24 protein-coding genes are annotated in these 22172 nt (G+C 39.1%); 5 read left to right on the top strand and 19 right to left on the bottom strand.

Features of this window, described 5'->3' with window-relative positions; genetic code table 11:
- Positions 1-109: 109 nt before the first annotated feature.
- The 6 genes from LRA01S_RS07495 to LRA01S_RS07470 form a co-directional block, all read right to left on the bottom strand.
- Positions 110-1324 (bottom strand): bifunctional folylpolyglutamate synthase/dihydrofolate synthase, encoded by a 1215-nt coding sequence (locus LRA01S_RS07495; protein WP_082785418.1) that lies wholly within the window; start codon positions 1322-1324, stop codon positions 110-112.
- Positions 1308-2018, bottom strand: coding sequence for an acetolactate decarboxylase (gene budA / locus LRA01S_RS07490; RefSeq protein WP_061775017.1), 711 nt, complete (start codon positions 2016-2018; stop codon positions 1308-1310). Before budA ends, LRA01S_RS07495 begins: the two co-directional genes overlap by 17 nt.
- Positions 2019-2089: 71 nt before the next feature.
- Positions 2090-3748 (bottom strand): acetolactate synthase AlsS, encoded by a 1659-nt coding sequence (gene alsS, locus LRA01S_RS07485; RefSeq protein WP_061775016.1) that lies wholly within the window; start codon positions 3746-3748, stop codon positions 2090-2092.
- Between the two features lie 76 nt (positions 3749-3824).
- A complete protein-coding gene (locus tag LRA01S_RS07480) occupies positions 3825-5069 on the bottom strand; it encodes a tetratricopeptide repeat protein (protein ID WP_061775015.1) in 1245 nt (414 codons plus the stop codon).
- Positions 5070-5075: 6 nt separating this feature from the next.
- Positions 5076-5777, bottom strand: a complete 702-nt coding sequence (locus tag LRA01S_RS07475; RefSeq protein ID WP_061775014.1) for a GntR family transcriptional regulator — start codon at positions 5775-5777, stop codon at positions 5076-5078.
- Positions 5774-6367 carry an FUSC family protein gene (locus LRA01S_RS07470; protein ID WP_061775013.1) on the bottom strand — a complete coding sequence of 198 codons (594 nt, stop codon included), beginning with the start codon at positions 6365-6367 and terminating at the stop codon, positions 5774-5776. The genes LRA01S_RS07475 and LRA01S_RS07470 overlap by 4 nt, the downstream gene beginning before the upstream one ends.
- 260 nt (positions 6368-6627) lie before the next feature.
- Between LRA01S_RS07470 and rpsT the strand changes: the two genes are divergently transcribed.
- The 5 genes from rpsT to LRA01S_RS10950 all read left to right on the top strand — a co-directional run bounded on the left by rpsT (position 6628) and on the right by LRA01S_RS10950 (position 8527).
- Positions 6628-6882 (top strand): 30S ribosomal protein S20, encoded by a 255-nt coding sequence (gene rpsT, locus LRA01S_RS07465; RefSeq protein ID WP_061775012.1) that lies wholly within the window; start codon positions 6628-6630, stop codon positions 6880-6882.
- An 89-nt stretch (positions 6883-6971) separates the two neighbouring features.
- A complete protein-coding gene (locus tag LRA01S_RS07460) occupies positions 6972-7457 on the top strand; it encodes a YkgJ family cysteine cluster protein (protein WP_061775011.1) in 486 nt (161 codons plus the stop codon).
- Between the two features lie 119 nt (positions 7458-7576).
- Positions 7577-7918 carry a type II toxin-antitoxin system RelB/DinJ family antitoxin gene (locus LRA01S_RS07455; RefSeq protein WP_061775010.1) on the top strand — a complete coding sequence of 114 codons (342 nt, stop codon included), beginning with the start codon at positions 7577-7579 and terminating at the stop codon, positions 7916-7918.
- Positions 7911-8039 carry a hypothetical protein gene (locus LRA01S_RS11315; RefSeq protein WP_255211716.1) on the top strand — a complete coding sequence of 43 codons (129 nt, stop codon included), beginning with the start codon at positions 7911-7913 and terminating at the stop codon, positions 8037-8039. The genes LRA01S_RS07455 and LRA01S_RS11315 overlap by 8 nt, the downstream gene beginning before the upstream one ends.
- A 323-nt stretch (positions 8040-8362) precedes the next feature.
- A complete protein-coding gene (locus LRA01S_RS10950; RefSeq protein WP_156470231.1) occupies positions 8363-8527 on the top strand; it encodes a hypothetical protein in 165 nt (54 codons plus the stop codon).
- 94 nt (positions 8528-8621) lie between these two features.
- Here LRA01S_RS10950 and LRA01S_RS07450 read toward each other — a convergent pair whose 3' ends face one another.
- From LRA01S_RS07450 to LRA01S_RS11100, 13 genes are all read right to left on the bottom strand, one after another.
- A complete protein-coding gene (locus tag LRA01S_RS07450) occupies positions 8622-8969 on the bottom strand; it encodes a hypothetical protein (RefSeq protein WP_061775009.1) in 348 nt (115 codons plus the stop codon).
- A 155-nt stretch (positions 8970-9124) separates the two neighbouring features.
- The gene (recD2, locus tag LRA01S_RS07445; protein ID WP_061775027.1) at positions 9125-11524 is read right to left on the bottom strand and encodes an SF1B family DNA helicase RecD2; all 2400 of its coding nucleotides are present in this window, start codon (positions 11522-11524) and stop codon (positions 9125-9127) included.
- Positions 11514-12131, bottom strand: a complete 618-nt coding sequence (locus LRA01S_RS07440) for a histidine phosphatase family protein (protein WP_061775008.1) — start codon at positions 12129-12131, stop codon at positions 11514-11516. Before LRA01S_RS07440 ends, recD2 begins: the two co-directional genes overlap by 11 nt.
- Positions 12128-12646: a tRNA (cytidine(34)-2'-O)-methyltransferase gene (locus LRA01S_RS07435; protein WP_061775007.1), complete on the bottom strand. Its 519-nt coding sequence runs from the start codon at positions 12644-12646 to the stop codon at positions 12128-12130. The genes LRA01S_RS07440 and LRA01S_RS07435 overlap by 4 nt, the downstream gene beginning before the upstream one ends.
- A 303-nt stretch (positions 12647-12949) precedes the next feature.
- On the bottom strand, positions 12950-14356 hold the full coding sequence (locus LRA01S_RS07430) for a hypothetical protein (RefSeq protein WP_061775006.1): 1407 nt from the start codon (positions 14354-14356) through the stop codon (positions 12950-12952).
- A gap of 47 nt (positions 14357-14403) precedes the next feature.
- Complete coding sequence (locus tag LRA01S_RS07425; protein WP_061775005.1) at positions 14404-15372, bottom strand: DUF6574 domain-containing protein; 969 nt, start codon at positions 15370-15372, stop codon at positions 14404-14406.
- 217 nt (positions 15373-15589) lie between these two features.
- Positions 15590-16870 carry a 3-phosphoshikimate 1-carboxyvinyltransferase gene (gene aroA / locus LRA01S_RS07420; protein ID WP_061775004.1) on the bottom strand — a complete coding sequence of 427 codons (1281 nt, stop codon included), beginning with the start codon at positions 16868-16870 and terminating at the stop codon, positions 15590-15592.
- Positions 16871-16894: 24 nt separating this feature from the next.
- On the bottom strand, positions 16895-17998 hold the full coding sequence (locus tag LRA01S_RS07415; RefSeq protein WP_061775003.1) for a prephenate dehydrogenase: 1104 nt from the start codon (positions 17996-17998) through the stop codon (positions 16895-16897).
- A 35-nt stretch (positions 17999-18033) separates the two neighbouring features.
- Positions 18034-19200: a chorismate synthase gene (aroC, locus tag LRA01S_RS07410; protein WP_061775002.1), complete on the bottom strand. Its 1167-nt coding sequence runs from the start codon at positions 19198-19200 to the stop codon at positions 18034-18036.
- A gap of 125 nt (positions 19201-19325) precedes the next feature.
- Positions 19326-19604 (bottom strand): type II toxin-antitoxin system RelE family toxin, encoded by a 279-nt coding sequence (locus LRA01S_RS07405; RefSeq protein WP_061775001.1) that lies wholly within the window; start codon positions 19602-19604, stop codon positions 19326-19328.
- A complete protein-coding gene (gene relB, locus LRA01S_RS07400) occupies positions 19604-19819 on the bottom strand; it encodes a type II toxin-antitoxin system RelB family antitoxin (RefSeq protein ID WP_061775000.1) in 216 nt (71 codons plus the stop codon). Before relB ends, LRA01S_RS07405 begins: the two co-directional genes overlap by 1 nt.
- 469 nt (positions 19820-20288) lie before the next feature.
- The gene (locus tag LRA01S_RS07395) at positions 20289-21503 is read right to left on the bottom strand and encodes an FprA family A-type flavoprotein (RefSeq protein WP_061774999.1); all 1215 of its coding nucleotides are present in this window, start codon (positions 21501-21503) and stop codon (positions 20289-20291) included.
- A gap of 403 nt (positions 21504-21906) precedes the next feature.
- On the bottom strand, positions 21907-22172 hold a 266-nt coding region (locus LRA01S_RS11100; RefSeq protein ID WP_218003136.1), incomplete at its 5' end, for a hypothetical protein.

Genomic DNA, 22172 nt, shown 5'->3' with positions numbered 1-22172 from the left:
GATAACTTTTGAATGATACCTGTGATATCGTCCTAAATTAGTTTACTGGTTAAGTATATCATGACAAAAAAATAATGTCAACTGGTAAACATTATTTTTTTGCATTTATTTAATTTGTTGTATTAGTCGTCAATAAAAATTCACGTACTTGACTCATAAAATAGAGAGAACCTGTCAGAAGATAAAGCTCATCAGCCTGTTTAGGTGCTGTCACAAACTCCCGCCAATCTTCCAGCCAGGTAACATCAGAAATATCTGTCACATCAGCAGCTACAATCGTTTTAGGGTAGTCAAATGTCGTTAAAGTCAAAGCAACATTTGGAATGGTTTGTAGCAGTGTAATCATCTCATGAAAATCTTTACGCTGTAAGGCAGAAAATAGAATATGGACTTTTTTCGAGCCATCAAATTCTGCCACTAAACGTTTGATAGCAGGCAAATTATGGGCACCATCCAAGATAAAGCCATTCAAGTCTTCCATTCTGGCAGGCCAGAAGGCTTGCTTAAGGCCTTTATTGATTTTCTCACGATCAAGTCTCAAGCCTAATTTTTCAGCTAAAATCTCAAATAGTTTGAGGGCTAAAGCCGAATTATCTTGCTGATACTGACCATGAAGATTTAAATCAAAAGTCAGACCTATCTCGGGATGAAAAATCGGCGCATCTTTCTCATGGGCTACTGTTTCGATTACCTTATAAGCTTCTTCAGGCACACCTTGGCGATTGCCTACAACGACAGGAACACCAGACTTGATAATCCCAGCCTTCTCACTGGCAATCTTAGCGAGTGTGTCCCCTAAAATATCCTGGTGATCCATGCCAATCGTTGTAATCGCCGAAACAAGTGGTGTTATCACATTGGTTGAATCGTAAAGCCCACCTAGGCCCACTTCTATCAGGGCAATGTCGACTGCCTGATCAGCAAAATAATAATAGCCGATAGCCGTGAGGATTTCAAACTCTGTGATATTGACAAGATCTACATCCTCATCCATCTTAAAAACAATGGGCTTGATGACACCGACGATCCGGTTTAAATCCTCATCAGAAATATAGCGACCATTGATGGCGATACGCTCGTTGAAGATTTCGATATAGGGTGAGGTAAAAGTCCCGACTTGGAGGCCATACTGTTGGAGGATGTTTGACAAAAAAGTGACGGTTGAGCCTTTGCCATTGGTCCCTGCGACATGGACAGTCTTGAATTTGTTTTGGGGGTTGCCTAGCTGCTCGAGCAAATAGACGATCCGTGATAGACCGGGCTTAATGCCAAATTTCAGGCGCGAATGGATCCAATCAATGCTTGCATTACTCACTTTTCTCAATATCCTCTTTCAATTCCTCTAAATTTAACTTGGCAAACAAATATTTCCGATCTTGGACTGGAAAACGTTGGTCCAACTGATCGACAGGGCCTACTTCCACAATCCCTTCTGACATGACATAGTCAATCACGTGACCACCAAAAGTGTGGTCATCCGTAATAAAGTGCAGATGATATCCCGCTACACTCACGCCATGAAACATGTCAGGTGTCCAAATGCCAACGATGGTACCCGTCACATTTTCAACGGTGTACTCAGGCTGTCTTGTTGCAACATCAGCAAATCGAGCGCCTTCTTTAGCTTTGGGAATCATGCGGACATGCATTTTAGAGAAAGTCCCGTGGATTTTGATGGAGCGAAAAAGATTAGCGCCGTCGTAGTAAGTCTCGATACGTGTGTGTAACTCGTCATTAGTGACCTCAAACCGTTGCTTGAAAATCACTTCTGCTTGGTGGAAAACAACTGCCGCATAAGGCACCTTAACATCAGGGCTTACTTCAGTAATCGTTTTATCACCGCGCGCTTGATAGGCTTTACCATCTAGCACGATTAACTCACCATCAATTTCGTCCAGCGTGCCAATCCCTAAGTCACCTTGTTCCAGCAACTCACCAATGGTCAAGCTCCCTTCGAAAAGCCCGCTCATCAAAGCAGATAATGTATTATATTGAAAAAGTTTTATCGGTTCAGACATCTTCTTATCCTTCTTAATTCAGTAAAAACTTGTGAAACCTCACAAGTTTTAAATTTATTTTACCATATTTTTTAATAGAATTCATCTGGCAGTATCGTTTCGCCTAATTTCACATTATCTTTATAATCGATTGGTACATCAATCACGACTGGTCCTGTTGTACTGTCAATTTCTGACAATACTTTTGCCAGATCTTCTTTGTTAGTCACGCGAAGTCCTTTTGCCCCAAATGCTTCAGCATATTTGACAAAATCGACTGGGCCAAAATCTACACCCGATGCGCGACCGTATTTCATGACTTCTTGGAACTCCACCATGTTATAACGACCGTCGTTCCAGATGATATGAATCAGCGGTAGGTTCAAGCGTACTGCTGTTTCAAGCTCTTGCGCTGAAAATAGGAAGCCACCATCACCTGAAATCGAGTAAACTTTTTTGCCAGGACGTAAAAGTGCTGCGGAGATGCCCCATGGCAGTGCGACACCGAGCGTCTGCATCCCATTTGAAAAGAGCAAGTGACGTGGTTCGTAAGATTTGAAATTCCGTGCCATCCAGATATAATGACTGCCGACATCGACAGTGACCGTTTCATCATCTTTAACAGCAGCCTGAAAGACATCGATGAAATCGAGCGGATGCACAAGATTAGGCTCAGCATTGCGATCAAACTCATTTTTAGACAGGAGATCATGCAGCCCATCTAAATATTCAACGCTGCCTTCTGGAATCTTGTAACCCCGAATCGCTGGAATCAAATTCTCCAAAGTCTGTGCAATATCACCAATCAACTCACGCTCAGGTTGATAGTAAGTATCGATCTCAGCCAGGGCCTTGTCGATAACAATCACGCGACTATCAATCTCAGCATTCCAGTTGCGCGCTTCATATTCAATCGGATCATAGCCAATCGCAATGATCAAATCAGATTTTTTAAGGAGCATATCGCCTGGTTGATTCCGGAAAAGACCAACACGACCGAAGAAATTATGAACCAAATCATGCGAAATCACACCCGCACCTTGGAAGGTTTCAACGACTGGGATATTAACATATTGCAAGAGTTCACGAATGGCGTGCGTCACACTGGCAGATGACGAACCGCTACCTAGAAGGAAAACAGGTAAGACGGCATTTTTAATCGCCTGCGCCAGATAATTAATATCATCAATCGATGCATTCCCAAGTTTTGGCTCGTGCAAGGGCTTAATTGCCTTAACCTTCACCTTACTGTCAACAACGTCTTGGGGAATGGAGATGAAACTTGCACCTGGTTTGCCAGCTTTTGATAAACGATAGGCATTAGCCACAATCTCTGATAGTGTGTCTGGATCTTGGACTTCTGCCGAGTATTTGGTAATGGGTTCAAAAAGCGCCGCATTATTCATGGATTGGTGCGTCCGTTTCAGGAGATCGCCACGCTTCACTTGGCCGGCAAGAGCAAGGACTGCATCACCTTCTGCCGTTGCCGTTACAAGACCTGTTGCTAAGTTTGACGCCCCAGGACCAGAAGTCGCAATCACAACACCCGGCTCACCTGTAATTCGCCCAACAGCTTGCGCCATAAAGGCAGCATTTTGTTCGTGACGTGCAACAATCAACTCAGGGCCTTTATCAACTAAAGTATCAAAAACCTTATCGATTTTAGCACCTGGGATTCCAAAAATGTATTTTACATCATGGTTAATGAGTGAGTCTACAATTAAATCTGCACCAAATTTTTCTTCTGTCATTTTTTAAATACGTTCCTTCTTGAAAGTTTAACTTCACAATGGTTATTGTAGCAAAAAAGGCGTTTAAACGCCATTATCATAACTCATTAAATAGAGCTTGTGAATTATCATCATCTGGTACTAGTGATAAATATTTGCTTAAACTTGTCTTGGCATCAGCTGTCCGACCATTTCGGATGAGCATTTGCGCATAATCTAATAAAAACTCAGGATTATCAATTAAGACGCTCTGGCTAATCTCGTCATAAATCGTTAACGATTTCTCATCTTGATCAAGTTCACGATATGCTTTTGCGATATTCCACTGCGCTAGGACATGTTCTTCGTCAAGCAGGCTTTCAAGACCGATGACCGCTTCAAAATCCTCTTGCTCCATGTAGAGGTTGCTCAAAAGAAAGACCGTTTCATCGTGTAAATCAGGTAAATCAAGCGCTTGGGTCAAATACTTTTCTGCCCCTTCAAGATCATGTAAGGCATAGGCAATCCGGCTGGTCAAGTGAATCAAAGGCACATCAGTTGGATTTTTACTCAAGCCATCTTTTGCGACTGTAAAAGCCGCTTCAAAGTCATTTTCTTCAATCAAGGCTTGCGCATAAGGATAGGCATAGCCATCAAAGTCAGGTGCTAAGGCGTCTAACTGTTTGAAATAATCAATGGCACGTGTGGCTTCACCAGTTGCAAAATTGATCTGTGCCAATTCAAATAAAACGTTATCGTCATGATCAATCTCAAGAGATTTTTCTAGAAATTTTGTGGCGTTTTCAAACTCTCCTAATGAGGCATAGGCAGTCCCAATCCGCTGGTAGGTTGATATTTTGGTGAGTTCTAAAATCTGACGTTGACTCAGTTTTGCGAAATGAGAAATCGCCTCACGCCATTTTCCTTGATTATAATAGAGTTCACCGATTGCAAAGGTCACTAGAGGTGAATCTGTCAGACTTGCTGCTTCCAGTAATTTCTCAAGCGCCGCTTCCCAAACGCCATCTGCCTGGTAGAGGTCAGCAATCATAACGAGAGCTGCGACGTAGTTGTCATCTGTTGCCTCTATTTTGTAGAGCAACTCGAGCGCGCCGTCCAGATCGCCATCATCGAATTTCATTTCAGCGAGGTTGAGCAAAATATCTGTGTTATTAGCATCTTTGGCTGCAATTTTTTCATAAACCTGACGGCTTTCGGCCATAAAACCCATCATCGACAAATATTCGGCCAAATCCGTCAGCAAATCAAGACCATCTGTCTCAATCGCTTTTGCTAACTCTGTTGCCATCTCGTCAAATTGACCTGCATGGAGCAAGTCAACAACTTTTTCAGAATGCGTCATTTTTTCTTATCTTTCTAAGTAAAATTCAAATCGTTCGCCAACATATTGGGATAAAACATACTCAAAAGGTGTTTCATCGGTGTTAGCAAAGTAAGAAACCTGCGTCAGGGCTAAAATCGCTGAACTCTGTTTGATTGACAAAAAGTTAGCAATTTCTTTATTGACTATCTTAGCTGAAATAATTTGCTCGCTTCGACCGATTTTCTTACCAGCATTGGCCAAGGTATCGTAAAAGTGATTAGCTATATCGTTTTTTGCAAAATCTTCAATCAAACGATAAGGAATACTGGCCACTTCATAACAAATCGGTAGTTCATCCGCATAACGAATCCGCTCCATACGAATGATTTGTGCACCTTTTTTGAGTTGTAATTTATCACACTCAACTTCATTTGCCTTCGTTTTTTGATAACTCAAAACTTTTGAACTCGGCGTCTTCCCTAAATTTTGGATGATTTCAGTAAAACTGGTCGTTCCCCGCATTTTTTCACGTACACGATCGCTAGCAACATAAGTCCCAGAACCAACATGACGCGTTAAAATGCCTTCTTCAACTAGACTCGTCACTGCTTGACGCAGGGTCATGCGAGAGACCCCAAATTGCTCAGCCATGACACGTTCACTCGGCAAGCGTTGACCGACTTCAAAAAAACCTGTCTCAATTTGATGCTTAATTTCATCATGTATTCGAATATAAATTGCTGTCACTTTGTATTCTCCTTTTTTGCCGTACTATTTCTAGTTGTTCTATTAGATTGTTTTGATCCATTGAGTTTGTCTCGAATGATGGTTTTAATCGTCATCTTAGGCGCATCATGTATAAAAGCACTGTTAACAAGCGTCGCCACAGCCACACCGAAAAAAGTATCGAAGATTCGATTAATCGCATAACTAACATAGGCATTTTCAGAAATGGTCAAGCCGATAATCAACAAAGTCGCATTCGCGCCAACTAGTCCCGGATGGAGATCAAACCCATCCATAATGACAATGTTGACTAACACAAATAAAGGAATCAGTATAATTTGAACTGCAAAGTTCTGGTGACTCAGCAAATAAAAAAAGTAGTAAACAGTCGCAAGTGTACCACCTAATGCTGAACCAATAAACCTTGCTTTAGACGCCTTAATCGTTGCAGTATAAGAATCTCTAACCGCAATAATCGCTGAAATTCCTGCAACCATGGCAGCAGATTGTCCACGATGAAATAAATGTGAAAAAACTAATATGATCAAGATGGCAATAACTGTTTTAATTGTTCTGAGACCCAGACGAAACCGCCCAAACTGAAATGACATGGTATTCCTTTCACTAGTCAGTAGGTTATACGCGTTCAAATCTAAAAAAGAAATGCAAGATTTTTCGATTAAACGCAAATAGTACTACTAGCTTACCTATTTTCTTTCTTTATTATAACACAAATTGCTTTTAAAAAATAAAATTTGCGTTATGGTTATTTAAGTGATATAATAGCTTGTATTGTGTTTTGCACAGTATCAATTAAAACATTGAGTAAAGTTGAACTTTCAACTTTATATCTTTAACAAGGAGAACAAACATGGCTAACATTAAATCTGCTATCAAACGTGCTGAGTTGAACATCGTTCAAAACGAACGTAATTCTGCTCAAAAAGCTGCTTTGCGCACTTCAATCAAAAAATTCGAAGCTGCCGTTGCTGCTGGCACTGACGATGTGCAAGCATTGTATGTCGCTGCATCTGCTGCAATCGACAAAGCTCATTCCAAAGGTTTAATCCATAAAAATAAAGCTAACCGTGATAAATCACGTTTGGCTAAAAAATTGGTGAAATAAGTTTTATTTCACGATTTTGGATTAAGATTAAAACGGATACTCTTAACGGAGTATCTTTTTTATGTTATTTTTATGCTAAAATATAGGTTATGGATATCGAACACTATAGGGACCTTGCCCTACAAAAACAGAAAATACATCGCCAGTTTTTGACGTCACTCAAAAAGAAACCACCTAAAAACCTAGATAAACTAACAAAAGAACTCCACGATGAAGTCTTTACAGAAATTGACTGTACCCAGTGCGCCAACTGTTGCAAATCACTTGGACCGCTCTTTACAGAAAGCGACATCGAGCGAGTTGCCAAACGACTCCGCATGAAATTAGCCAATTTTGAATCAGAGTATTTACAAGTTGATGAAGATGGCGACAAAATCTTCCAATGTATGCCCTGCCCTTTTTTAGGGGCTGATAATCTATGCGATGTTTATGACGTCAGACCCAAAGCCTGTCGGGAGTTCCCACATACAGATCGTAAAAAGTTTCTTCAGATTAATCATCTGACACTCAAGAATACCTTGATCTGTCCTGCGACTTACCTGTTTGTTGAGAAACTAAGGGAACGGGTGGGGTGAATGAAATAAAAAGAGGCATCAAGTAGACAATCTTGGTGTTTTTATTTTGGTAAATATTTGAATTAATATCATAGAAATGGTACAATGTAAGCACAATGAACAAACAAAGGAGATCTGCCATGCCTAGTATGACCGAAAAAAATGATCGAATCGCTTTCCGTACTAATAAAGCGCTGAAAGAAAAGGCAACAGATATCTTAGCTAAAAATCAGTTAGATTTATCAACAGCGCTCAATATGTTTTTAGGCAAAATTGTTGCTGAAGAAACCTTGCCACTGGATTTTAGAACAGATCAGATGAAAGCTGCAGAGCTTAACTACATCGAAAAACATTTAGATGCTGCAATTGCAAGACGAAAGAAAGGTATTCGAGGCTATTCTCTTGAATCATTTGAAAAACTTTTTGACGATCATGATCTCATAGTTGCTGAAGCTCCTGCGGATTACACTTTAAATGACTAAAGTGGTAATTGATCCAGAAGTCTATTTTCAAGTCAGAGGATTCCAACGCTATATCGTTCATCATTTTCAAAATCGGAAAGCAGCAAGTAAAATTCCTAAACTTATCAATAACCAAATTTGAATTCTACATAAATTTCCAACCACAGGCAATTTCATCACAAATGTCTATAATAATATCAGACCAACATTTAAAAATTATCGTCGAATGATAGTTAAGCATTATGTTATTCTGTATCTTTATGATTCTAGAAACGACACTTGCTACGTCGACTTCATTTTTGATGATCGTACAAATTATCTTTCCAAAATCTCTGAATAAGTTTGAGATTGTTTTGATTTGAATAGATGTTTAAGATGTGCGTAAATTAATAAGTATAAAAATAATGAGATGACCTGATGCGCAAATAAATTACAATCCAATTTGATGAGACAAGCTATCAAGAAATGATAGATTACACTAACTTAACAGAACAATCCCTCTCTGACTTTGTCAATGAAGCAGTTACTACATATCTTAAACAAAATAATGTGTCACCAGAAGTCAAGCAAAAAATTTACGAACACATGAATCGTTTTTTGCCACTTATGGAGACATTAAAAGATAGATAGAAACAGCCTCTTATACATCATCACTGTGTATTGTAGACACCTATCAAGAAATGATAGTAAAGGCGCTACTCCCCTAAAGAGATAGCGCCTTTTTTTATTTAATGCTTTGTTTATCCTTACTTTTTTTCATTTTTATCATGACAAAGGTGATAAGAAACGAAACGACTATTGTTAGGAGATAGAGAGCAATGATCAGCAGGGGACTATGAACTGGCCTAATAATTGTTAAAAATATAGATAAAGAAATGCCACCTATAACCCAAATACGTCCTGTAATTTCGTTAACGACCTGCTTTTCACTTTTATATAACAATGAGAGAGGGTTATTCCACTGGATATTTTTAAATACTATGAATAAATAACCACCTAAGATCAATACAATACCAGGTAGGTATGTAAAAACAGTATTTAACACACCGTCATTCGTAATTGTATCCCTCATATAATAGTTATACTTCATCTCTAGATATATAACACAATATTATCATTTTTATACATAAATTATATCATACTTTAAATAATATTCATTAAATTTGAAATATATAATAAGAATGAAAACACAAAAAATTCAGATATATCATGAATATCTGAATTTTTTCATTTAAACACAGCAACATCTTCTGCAGTTAACCCAATCATAGGATCAATCGTCGTAATATTTTCTTCTGTCAAAATATAAGTTTCAGGCGTTGTCATATTTTCTGAGATGACATCTTCTTCGATTTCTAGAGATTCAACGGATTCATTATCCTGAGCACCATGTGCCTCAGCCACATCTACCTCAACACCAAACCGTTCTATCAAATAAGTTTTGCGATTGGCACCTTGGCGAGCGACGGCAGTCTGAAAACTCCGGCTTTCGCCTAGCAAAATCAGGGATTTCTTGGCACGCGTAATGGCGGTATAGAGCAGATTGCGCTCCAACATCCGGCTATAACTCGACACCATGGGCACGATGACGCTCGGAAACTCGCTCCCTTGCGCCTTGTGGATGGACATGGCGTAGGCTAGCGTAATCTTGTACCACTCGCCCCGCGGATAGATGACCTCATTGCCATCAAAACTCATGACAATCTCGTCCTGCTTGGACTCCGTGTATTTAGCCGGCACAAGATCGGTAATCTCACCGATATCGCCATTAAAGACGTCCAGCGCCGCTTCATTGACCAGATGCAACACCTTATCCCCTTGCCGAAAAACAGTCTCCTGAAAAGCAAATTCCAAACGTTCTTCGAGCGGATTAAACAGCTCTTGCAGGACCTTATTGACATGATTAATCCCCGCAACGCCCTTATACATGGGAATCAGCACCTGTAAATCAAAAGGATCATTCCCACGTTTCAGCCAGGCGCTGGCAATCTGGCCAATGTAGTTTGGAATATTAGCCGCGTTACTCTCGATATAAGAACGATCAGGCTTCTTAGCCGTGAAATCAGGGGGGAGCTGACCATCTTTGATGCCATGTGCCAGATTGGTAATGGTCGAGTCTTCACCCTGTCTAAAAATTTTATCCAGTTTCACCGAGGCAAAATCAGGAATTTTTAACAAATCCGCAAAAACCTGACCTGGACCAACAGATGGTAGCTGATCAGCATCACCGACGAGAATGACCGTCATAGAAGGTGGAATGGCCGCAAATAATTTATTAGCAAGCCAAGTATCCACCATAGAAAATTCATCGACGATTAACAAACTTCCTGACAAATCATTACCAAAATCGTCTTCTAAGTCATCTGAGTTCAGTCCCAACTGGCGATGAATGGTCGCTGCAGGTAGGCCAGTCAGCTCATTCATCCGACGTGCTGCACGACCAGTTGGCGCAACCTGAACGATTGGAAAGACATCATCCGTGTAATTGTCTGGATTCAAGTCTACTTTGTGCAAAGCTGCGTAAGCGCGTATAATGCCCTTAATGACCGTTGTTTTACCAGTCCCTGGTCCACCAGTCAAAATGAAAAATTGATGCGTCAGCGCTTTATAAATGGCATCCTTTTGCAGGCTGTCATATTGAATTTCAAGATCTGCTTCTACTTCTTTGATAATGCTATCAAATTTGTCAGTGTCAAGTTTATCACCAATTCGATTGGCCAGTTTATTCAACCTTTGATGAATGCCATCTTCCGCAAAATATAGGGAGTTCTCAAAAATTTTAGTATTGTTAGCTTGGAGCTTGCCCTCAGATAGCAGAAAATTAATATTTTCAACCACTTGATTCGGTAGTATCTCAACATTTCGCGCTGACTCCAACAAATCAATCGTCTTTTCCAAGAGGTCTCGCGCTTCGATATAAGTATCGCCAAGTTCAAGCGAATGAGTGAGTACCGTATGAATCAAGCCAGCCTGTATCCGTTCATCACTTGTTGCCGAAATCCCTTCATCTTCAGCGATCTTATCTGCTTTTTTAAAGCCAATGCCTTTGATTTCAAACACAAGCTGATAAGGGTTAGCCTTAATGACGTCTAGCGTGTCTTCTTTATAAAGCTCATAAATTTGGAAGTTAATCTTACTTGGCAGCTCATATTTGGCCAACTTAGAAAGAATCTTTTCCATGCCGTGATTCTCAGATAGATGTTTGACAAAAGCTTTCAGTTTTTCAGCCGTCAAAACACCTGACAGACGATCAGGTTTATCTAAAATGCCGTCAATTGTATTCTCAGGAAAAATGGCAACAATTTTTTCAGCTGTTTTTTGACCAATCCCTGGAAAGTGGTCACTCGATAAATATTTCACGAGGCCAGCACCAGAGGTAGGCACATTTTTTTCGTAAGTCGTTACTTTTAACTGTTCACCATACTTAGGGTGATTGGTCAATTCACCATAGAACTTATAGCTATCCCCTTCGACGACATTACCGATGATACCATTGACCACGATTTCGCCATCTGAAAAGTCAGCATTTGTATCTGTCACTTCTAGTAAAATGACTTTATAAAAATTTGACGGGTTACTGAAAAAAATAGCTTCAATTGTACCCGTGAAATAGAGTTTATCTGCCATGTTTTTCATTCCAATGGGTTAAGGTATATTTATCTCCATCATAATCGACGATAGATAAGGTGTTGTTATCCAAGCCAACACCACCAGGTCTTAATTCACCAATCGGCGTGCCTGTCAACATTTTAATTGTGCTTGACAAAAAAGCACCATGGCTAACAACCAGGACATTGTCATAGTTTTGCTTGCTCAGCCAATCGATAAAGTGAATAAAGCGACGATAAATATCTCCTAAATTCTCAGCACCGATTGGATTGCCCCAAAACTGTTCTGGGTGATGGCGAAAGGCTGCCATATTTTCAGGATCTTTTGCCACCGCTTCATCAATCAGCATGCCTTCAAAAATACCGAGTCTCCATTCGAATAGCTCGGTTCTTTTGTTAATCTCACGCGGCTGATGGTTGCGCTCTGATAAAATCATCGCTGTATCAATCGCGCGTTTAGAAGGGCTCGAAAAAATGGCATCAAACTTGAGGTCGGCCAAGTAATCTCCAAGTGCTGCAATTTCAACTAAAGCCTCTGGCAACAAGGGGGAATCCCCAGTCATGCCTTGTAGTCTATGCTCTTGATTCCACTGAGTTTTGCCATGGCGCACAAAATAAATTTTCATTTTAATTTGTCTTTCTCATAGGTATGGACAAGCTCCAAACCTTGGTAGTGTTGCTGTCTCAGGCACTCGTAAATCACGATGGCTGCAGCATTTGAAAGGTTTAGACTTCTGACGTGTTCATCATTCATGGGAATTCTCATGGCTTTTTCTGGATGCTCACGCATGAACGCTTCAGGCAGACCGGTATCTTCTCTCCCTAGAAGGAAATAGTGATCAGCCTCATCAGTGTAAAGCCCATTTTCAGAGTAATCATGTTCTGCGAATTTTGTAATGAGGTGCAGTTTTGCAGTTTCATCACCATTGACATAAGCCATAAAAGCAGCTAAATCATCGTGATAGGTGATGTTAACTTTATCCCAGTAATCAAGGCCGGCACGCTTGAGATTTTTATCTGTAATCTCAAAGCCAAATGGACGGATGAGATGCAAGTGTGTATTTGTTGCGGCACAAGTGCGGGCAATATTGCCAGTATTGAAGTGGATACGTGGTTCAAAAAGTACAATGTGATTTGTCATAATAGTTATTATTATAGCAGATTTTACTATTTTTTTCATCTCATCCAGTTGGCTTCTCCACCTATGAGAGTGGTATAAGTCGTTGGTAAATTTTGGGTACAAAAAAACTAGAGTGCTCGGAGTCAGTCTCAGCAAGCACCCTAGTTGGTAGTCGAGATTTGCTTTAATCATAACAGGTTTGATTGAAACAAATTTCTATAAAAACAATCTTATCAATTTATTAAGTTTTTGTCAACCTATTTTGCTTAAAAAAACAAATGAAATGTTTAGTGTTTTCGGCTTAAACAGGCACATCTCTTGGGATTAGTTTTTAGGTTGATACTCACCATATCCACTTTTTTCAAGATCAGTGTAGACAGCATCAATATCCAGATAATTTGACCATGATAAACCGCTTGTTTCAGACAAATCAGAGAGGACAACAGCATCTTTATAGACTTCGACATTTTGGTAACCAAGATAAGTGTAAACTTCTTTTGTTTCAACATCACCTTTTTTCTTATTGTCCAAAGTATCATCTTTGACCCAAGTTTGCGTTCTTGTAATCTTATAAGTAATAACTAATGACAAGTACGCTTCATCGTAGTACTCATCATCAAAAAATTGGATAAAAGATTTTTGTGGTTCAACCTTATAGGTCAAATCATATGAGCCATATTCACCTGCAGGTTTATCCTTGAACTCTTCTTTCACTAAATCAGGAATCTTACTGTAGAGAGTATCGAGTTTACTAATCTTATTAATATCTTTCAGATCAGATACCTTAACTTTAAATGTTTTATCGGTGACGGCTTTACCCTCTGTCAACAGTGTATCTAAGTAGTCAGATGTGAACTCGAACTTCAACATATCGCCATTTGACAACGTACCTGACTCATCACTTGAAATTAATTCAAGTTTACTATCATCATAGTCAACAAGACCATAGCCGTCATAACCAGAAAATGTGATTTCATCTTTACTCAACTCACTAGCTGAAACTTTTTTAGTCTTCTTGAGTCCTTTAACCTGATAGGTTTTATCAACAGCTTTTAATGGTGTCCCTTTTTCAGGTTTGATTTTAAAGGTTACATTGTCACCGTTTTTCAAATTCGAATCAGCATCAAAAGTAATTTCTAAATCACTAATCCACTTCATGAGTTTTGACGCTTTTGCTCGATATTTACTATTTGTTAAATAATCAGAAAGAGAATCCAAACTGATTAATTTATGAGATTCAGCTTTAGAAAATCCTGCTTTGAGGGCTAACTTTTCTGTAATCACTTGATGTATTTTTTCTGAATTATAATTTGCCGTTCCATAGCCGTCATAACCTGTGAAAGTCACATTGATGTCTTTTGTGACATCCACAGGTCTTGATTTAACAAATCCAAAAATACCCGCGCCTATGATTAAAACAGCAACAATCGCAATAATCAATTTGGTTGGCACTTTTTTCTTAGTTGTAGGCTTGAGAGTTTCTCCTACAGAATTCATCGCAATTTTTTGTGCCGCTTTAACTTCAGTTTGAGTTGTTCCAGCAACTGTAGCCTCAACATTGCCATGATCGTCAACTGCTTGCTCGTCACTATTCAGTCCAACAGTTAAACCTGCAATTTTCTTGATTTGTTTTGGATCAAAATCATTGGATTTGGCCTGTAGGAACTCTTGTGCTGTCAGCTCCCGTCCAACGATTGCTTTAAAAAGTTTGGCGTATTTTTCTTTTTCCATTTTGTATTTCCTCGTGATTTAACAACTGTGATAACGGCTATTAAGACTTATAAAGTAAATGCTGCTTTAAAGATAATCGTTGTAAAAATCAATGTTAGGATAAATGTAATCACAAACATAATCGCACCACTTGTAATCAGTGCCAATAATTTAGCATAAAAATCGTCAAGCTTTAAGTTATTCTCAGTAGTCAAAATAATGTAATACAAAGAGATACTAATAATCAATAATGCTAGAATAAAGATGATATAAGATAAGAAATTTAAGCGAATCAATGACAAAATAGAAGCAATAATAATCAGAACTGCTGCAGGTACAAAGAGACTCGTGTATTTGTCCACAACATTAGAAAAGCTTAGCGGAGATTTTAAAACTTTCAAAGCAACCCAAATAGCAAAAACTATGGTCACAATAAAAATTACTACTGCAAATAATAAGGCGATAAATGTGCCAAAACCAATGGGATTCGTTGCACTAATGCCAACAAAACTACTAAATTCTGAAAAAGTGGTATTAACAACTGTTCTTTCGTAAAATGCATGTAAGTTCAGAGTTGTTGACAAGGCTGCAAAAATAACAATAATACCTAAAGTTAAATAGGTGTAAAGAGAATTAAAGCCAGATGCTTTAGTCATCGGACGCTTGACGGTCTCTAGTACCCACGAAAGATAATTCGAGGCGACTTGCGCTGTATCCGCAATCATCTGATTTTCTTTCAATTTTTCGATAACTTCCTTTTCTTTTGCCTTTAAAGCAGCTGTTTTTGTTTCTACCCCAGACTCTGACACGACACTTTTTTCTGTGTTCGTTTCAACAGTCGTCGCTGTGTCAACTGGTGTAACTGTTTCATTCTCTTCGACTGAGCCGCTTTTTTCTAAAGATGTTGTGTCTTCAACAGCTTCAACTACTACAGTTTCAGAAAATTCCCCTGCTGCAAGTGCTTGTGAGATTTCTTCCTCACTCGGTTTACGCGAATTAATCGCTTCAAAGTATTCAATCCAATCTGTTTTGTTCATAAAACTCCTCCATAAATAAAAACGTAATTGCCTTAATAAAATCAATTAATAACAAAATAAATCATTCGACTATTATAATTATAGCCATTTCCTAAGAAAAACTCAAGTTTTTTATGAATTTAATTTTTCATTAACCTTATATGATAAAATTATAACATAAAAAGGCCTTAAATGCCTTTTAAAAGTCTAATGAATCATAGTAAATCTTGATAGTATTTTATACTATTAAATGAGATAAATCTTCAAAAAATGTTGGATAAGATGTTTGAATCGCCTCTGAACGCTCAAGGATCACCTCGCCATCAGCAACTAATAATGCTGCAACAGCTGCTGTCATCCCGATACGATGATCGCCTTGGGTGTTAATCGTTGCACCATTGAGTTGGGATTTCCCTTGGATGATCATACCATCTTCAGTCGGTGTAATTTCAGCACCCATATCATTCAACATATCAGCAACAACTTGGATTCTGTCCGTTTCTTTGACCTTCAACTCCTCAGCATCTCGAATGATTGTTGTGCCATTTGCTTGCGTCGCCAAAAGCGCAATAACTGGTAATTCATCAATCAAGCGAGGAATAATATCACCTGAAATTTCAGTTGGTTTTAACTCTGATGAACGAACTGTTAGAGTCGCTGACTTAGCCACTTCATCCACATCAGTAATGGTCAAGTCCCCGCCCATGGCTTGAATCACCTCTATAATACCTGTCCGAGTTTCATTGATTCCGACATTTTTAAGCGTAATCTCACTATTGGGCACGATTAAGCCAGCTACCAAGAAAAAGGCAGCACTTGAAATATCACCTGGAACTGTTACATCAGTAGCTGTAAAGGTTTGTCCACCTTTGATGCGAATTTCTTTCCCATTGACAGAAATTTCACCACCAAATTGTTGGATCATATCTTCGGTATGGTTACGCGTCTTTTCTTTTTCAATGATGACTGATTCACCATCTGCCTGTAAAGCCGCAAAAATCAAAGCTGATTTAACCTGAGCTGAAGCGACTGGCAAAGTGTAGTTAATCGGTGTCAAATGATCAGAACCTGTTATTTTAAGCGGTGGTAGATCGCGATCTGTTTGACCTGAAATCACAACACCCATTTGGCGCAATGGCATCGTCACACGATCCATTGGTCGTTTGGAAAGCGAATCATCACCGAACATCTCAGCGGAAAAAGGCTGTCCTGCCAAGACACCTGAAATCAGGCGAATTGATGTGCCTGAGTTCCCCATATCTAACCGCTTTTGAGGAGCACGTAGCCCATCAAAACCAACACCATGGACAACAACTTCATCGCCCTTATCTTCAATGGTCACGCCGAGTTCACGGAAAACGGCCATGGTTGAAAGAACATCCTCACCACGTAAAATATCATGCACTCTGGTTGTCCCTTTGGCGAGCGAGCCAAACATAATGGAGCGGTGGCTGATTGATTTATCGCCAGGTACCTTGAGCTTTCCGCTAAGACCTGTCGCATTTGTCTGCAATTTCACTGTTATCTCCTCTTTCTCCTACTTTTACTGGTAAACATCATAGCTAGAATTTTCCAAAATCAAACGTTTTGCGGTCGCCTGATCATTTTCCGTCTTGAAGGTAATTTGCAAAACCCCATTTATCTCAACGCGTGTCTCATTGATCTTGATATTGATAATGCTGAGATCATGCCCAGCAAAATACCCTAAAACCTCGTGAATCACATCCGACTTATCTGGCACACTGATAAAGAGATCGTAGAAATTTTCCATAGCCCCTTTGTGAATGGGCATCTGCGCTCTGAGCTTGCGCGCTTCATCAAAAAAGTGCCAGATTTCATCACTCTGTTTTTGGAGCACCAGCTGCTTAACATCCGCAAGTTTTTGACTAAATTGATCGATTTGATAGACGATATTATCAGGATTAGACATTAAAATCTCAGTCCACATATCAGGCGAACTTTCAGCAATCCGTGTCATATCTCTGAAACCACCTGCTGCAAGATTTTCTGTAAAGGGCATGATTGCCGCAAAGTCATGGGCGTTATCGACTAGACTCGAAGCCACAACGTGAGGAAAATGACTGGTAACAGCCGTCATCGCATCGTGTTCTTTTGCAGTCAGTTGGATAAACTTTGCGCGTGTATTGACTAGCACATCCTTAAGCTCTTCAAAGTCTTCAGGTCGTGATAGCGCAGATGTCGTTAAAATATAATAGGCATTTTCAAATAAAAGTTCATCAGATGCGATGACACCAGACTTATGGGAACCTGCCATAGGATGACCACCGATAAATCGAATGGCCTTGCCTTTAAAAATTTCTTCAGCGGCTGTGACAATTTCAAGTTTGGTCGAGCCTGAATCTGAAATCAGGACATTCTCTTTCAAAGGTAATGTCGCTAGGGTTTTCAAAAAATGGATAGAGAGTTGAACTGGAAAGTTCAAGATGATCACATCCGCTTTGACAGCGAGTGCTTCAAAATCATCGGATACTTCGTCTACAATCCGCTCTTGAATGGCAAAGTCTCGCGGTGCTTGACTCCGATTATAAGCGGCAACATGATAGTCAGGATGACCTGATTTGATTGTTCGCGCAAGCGAGCCACCAATGAGCCCTAAGCCTGCAATTAAAATATTTTTTTTACTCACTTGTTAGGCCTCCACCATGTTACCTGAAATAATGTTTAAAATCCTTTAATAAAGTCTTTATGACGTGCGATGTTTTCCTTCAGTTCTGCCATATTATCTGAGGCGAATTTTTCTAGGATTTCGGTTGCTAAAACGGTCGCAACAACGTGTTCTGCCACAACTGCCGCTGCCGGCACTGCGGTTGGATCAGAACGTTCAACTTGTGCTTGATAAGGTGCATGATTTTCAGTATCAACTGACATCAAGGGTTTGTAGAGAGTTGGGATAGGTTTCATGACACCCCGAACAACTACTAATTCACCATTGGTCATGCCGCCTTCGAAACCACCGAGGTTGTTTGATTTACGGGTATAACCATCAGTTTCTGACCAGACGATTTCATCCATGATCTTGCTGCCTGGTTGATAAGCTGCTTGAAAGCCAACGCCAAATTCAACGCCTTTAAAAGCATTGATAGATACAACTGCTTGGGCGATTTTGGCATCTAATTTTCTGTCCCATTGGACGTATGAGCCTAGACCTACTGGCAGACCACCAGCAACGACTTCAACGACACCACCGATGGTATCGCCGTCTTTCTTGGTTTTATCAACTAAATCTTTAATGTCTTGTTCACGCTCTGTATTGACGATAGAAACTTCTGATTCACTGGCACGTTGACGAATTTCTGCAACCGTTAGGTTATCAGGTACATTAACTTCAATCCCACCAAAAACCGTCACGTGACTGGCAACGTCAATACCTAGTTCAGCTAAAAGCCGCTTTGCCACAGCACCGATTGCCACGCGCATCGTTGTTTCACGCGCACTCGAGCGCTCTAAAACATTTCGCAGATCATTAAAACGATACTTCATGCCACCGACTAAATCGGCATGGCCTGGACGTGGTTTGGTCAACTTGCGCTGTGATTTGAATTTTTCTTCGACGTCATCAGCACTCATAATGTTGGTCCAATTTTTAAAATCTTTGTTGGTAACGTTTAATGTGATGGGGCTGCCCATGGTCAGACCATGACGAACGCCTGATGTAATGTCGACTTGATCACTCTCGATGAGCATGCGGCCACCACGACCATAGCCGCCTTGGCGACGTTTCAGCTCAACGTTAATATCTTCAGAACTCAAAGGTAGTCCCGCAGGTACACCTTCAATAATAGCCGTTAAACGCGGCCCGTGACTTTCTCCAGCTGTAAAATATCTCATCATCGTTCTCCAATTTTCGCAATATTACTACAATTATAACAAAAAAACGTCTTAAAGGCTAGCTTCTTAGCCGACATGACTGATTTTGAGATGAAAAAAGACAATCCTAGGATTGTCTTGAACTATTACTTTCTTCTTTGATATACATCGTTTCTCTTCCCAGCCTTGATTACTAAAACGAGAAATTCATCATCTCTAATATCAGCAATAATGCGATATTTACCAACTCGATATCGCCAAAGTGTCTGAAAATTACCTTCCAATGCTTTACCTAGTAATCTCGGGTCCGTCACATTAGTGATATTCTTGTTAAGCCAAGACACAATTCTACGTTGAACCGTCAGATCAAGTTTTTGAAACTTTTTTGCAGCTTTTTCATCAAATTCCCAATCAAACTGTGTCATTACATACCTAACCGTTCCATCATTTTTTCACGTGAAACGGTCTTGCCATTACTTTCAGACAAAGCTTTAATACCCTCTTGATAGTCTAACTCATCTTCAAGTTGCTCAAGAATAGCATTTTTCATAAATGTCGTTGGTGTTAGCCCATGAAATTCCGCTAGCTCTTTAATTTGAGAATAGATATCATCATCAAAACGCATAGTTGCAGTTGTCATCTGTTTTCTCCAATCTTATTCTATAATTCATTATAACATAGAACTCAATTGAGTTCAAGAGATTTGAACTCAATTGAGTTCTTGAAATTACAGTTTTCAATAACAAAGAATGCCTTAAAGGCTAGTTTCTTAACCAATATGGCTGATTTTGAGATTAAAAAAAGCTTGGGACAAAAGTCCTCTAAAAATAGGCGATGAACCCTTTCAGAGATTGATCGTAATCGTTTATTGACTTTTTTGTGTTGCTTTTCATGACTGGTTAAGCAGAGAGAATGACCCTCATAAAACACCAAAACTGGAATTTTTTGATAAACTTGTACACTTTCTGCGAAATCGTACGGAAAAAGAGAAAAACAGACTAGGAAATGAAATCAAAATTGCCTAGTTTGCTTTTCTCTTTTAATGACTGAGGACTTTTATCCCAGTCTCCAATCGTTTGTTGTAAAGCCATCATGAAAACGCAAAATAATCAATCATCAACCAAAGACTCTGAAATATCTTTAGCTAGCGTTGCTAAGCCTGCAACTGTCTCTTCATTTACGGCAGATGGGATTGCCACAGGTGTTCCAACTTGGGTAAAGCGTTTTTCATCTTCAAAATGTTGTTGCATGGTTTTGAGTGCCATGCCTCCCCATGTTGCGTTTGAGATAAAGCTTACTTTTTTATTTTTAAGATTTAAGCGGAGTGCTTCTCGCATTAAGGCATCCATCTTGTAGAAAAGATCGCCATTATAATGAGGTGAAGCAAAAACGATGTTACTGTATTGCCACATTTCGGCAATCAGATAGGATGGATCAGTATCAGAAATATCATAAACTTTAATTTCTTTTACACCATTTTGAGCTAATTGACTCGCTAAAATATCAACTGCATTTTCAGTATTGCCATACATTGAAGCGTAAAGAATCAAGGCGCTCTTTTTATCAAAGTCATAGCTTGCCCAGTTTTGATAAGCTCCTAAAATGATGCCAATGTGCTCAGGAGTTCTGTAGATAGGTCCGTGTAATGGCAAAATCGTGGTAATATTGAGGTCGCTAAACTTTTTAAATGCTTTTAAAACATGACTACCAAATTTGCCAACGATATTGACATAATAACGTCGTGACTCATCAATAATGCCCTCTGGGAAATAAATCTCATCTGAAAAAAGATTCCCATCAATCGTTGCAAAAGAGCCAAAAGCATCCGCAGAAAATAGCAGTCCTTCGCTCACTTCATAGGACATCATGACTTCAGGCCAATGCACATTTGGTGTCATGTAAAATCGCAATGTCCTTTTGCCGATGTTTAATTCTTCACCTTCTTTAACTGTTATAAAGTTATCAAAAGCATAAGCAGGATAAAATTGTGTCAAAAATTTATAAGTATTACGGTTACCAACTAATTGGACATCAGGATAGGCTTGGACGATTGCTTCTATATTAGCACAATGGTCAGGTTCCATTTGATGAATGACCAAATAATCTAGTTTTCTGCCATCTAAAGCAGCTTCGACATTTTCCATAAACAGGACACTAATCGAGCGATCTACAGTATCTGTTAAGACCGTTTTTTCGTCTAGAATGACATAGGAATTATAAGACATCCCATGAGTTAAAGGAAAAAGATTTTCAAACCGATTGACCCGACGGTCATTACCACCCACCCAATAAATATCATGTTTGACTTGAACTGTGTTTTGCATAAAAGCCTCCTCAAATTAAGTTATATCAATTCAATACATAACGCGTTGAAAAGTAAACGTTTTTATTTACTCTTATATTATAGCCCATTTATAAAAAAAATAATAGTAAAAGATGTAAAAAGTATTTAAATCTCTTCACCTTAAACACATCTCAATCATAAGAAAGTCAGAAAATAATGCAGAATGACTCAGGTCAAAATGATTTGATTGCAAGAAAAAACAACACTTAAGGGGTTACTAACCTTAAGTGTTGTGTCCAAACCTTATTTGAATCCCAAAATAAGGTTTGTTCTAATCTATCTTAATTTAAAAATAGTTTAACCCCCTTTTTTTCTAAACTCAAGTTTCTTTCTGTCATTTAGTTAATAAAAACTTACCCGAATTTCTCCTAGTAACCCTATAATTATTTTTTTACAAATAATTTTTTAAGCTTGTCAAAAAATCCTTGTTCAAATAAATCAATCGTCATGCCGAAATTATTATCTCTTATTTTTTTATCTGATGACAAGTAATTTGCCAGCTCTTCTCCCTTAATCGCTGCATTTGTTTTGACACTGTAATCAATAGTCATCCTTGCACCGTGCTTATCGACTGCTTTTGTCGTTTGATAACATAAGAAATCACTATCAATCTTGCATTCCTGCAGTGTGACTTTCTCTTTATCATTAA

It is taken from the genome of Pseudolactococcus raffinolactis NBRC 100932, assembly GCF_001591765.1.
In the GTDB taxonomy this organism is placed as follows: domain Bacteria; phylum Bacillota; class Bacilli; order Lactobacillales; family Streptococcaceae; genus Pseudolactococcus; species Pseudolactococcus raffinolactis.
Note: the sequence above shows the minus strand (reverse complement) of the source record. Positions and strands in the feature narration are given on the sequence as shown.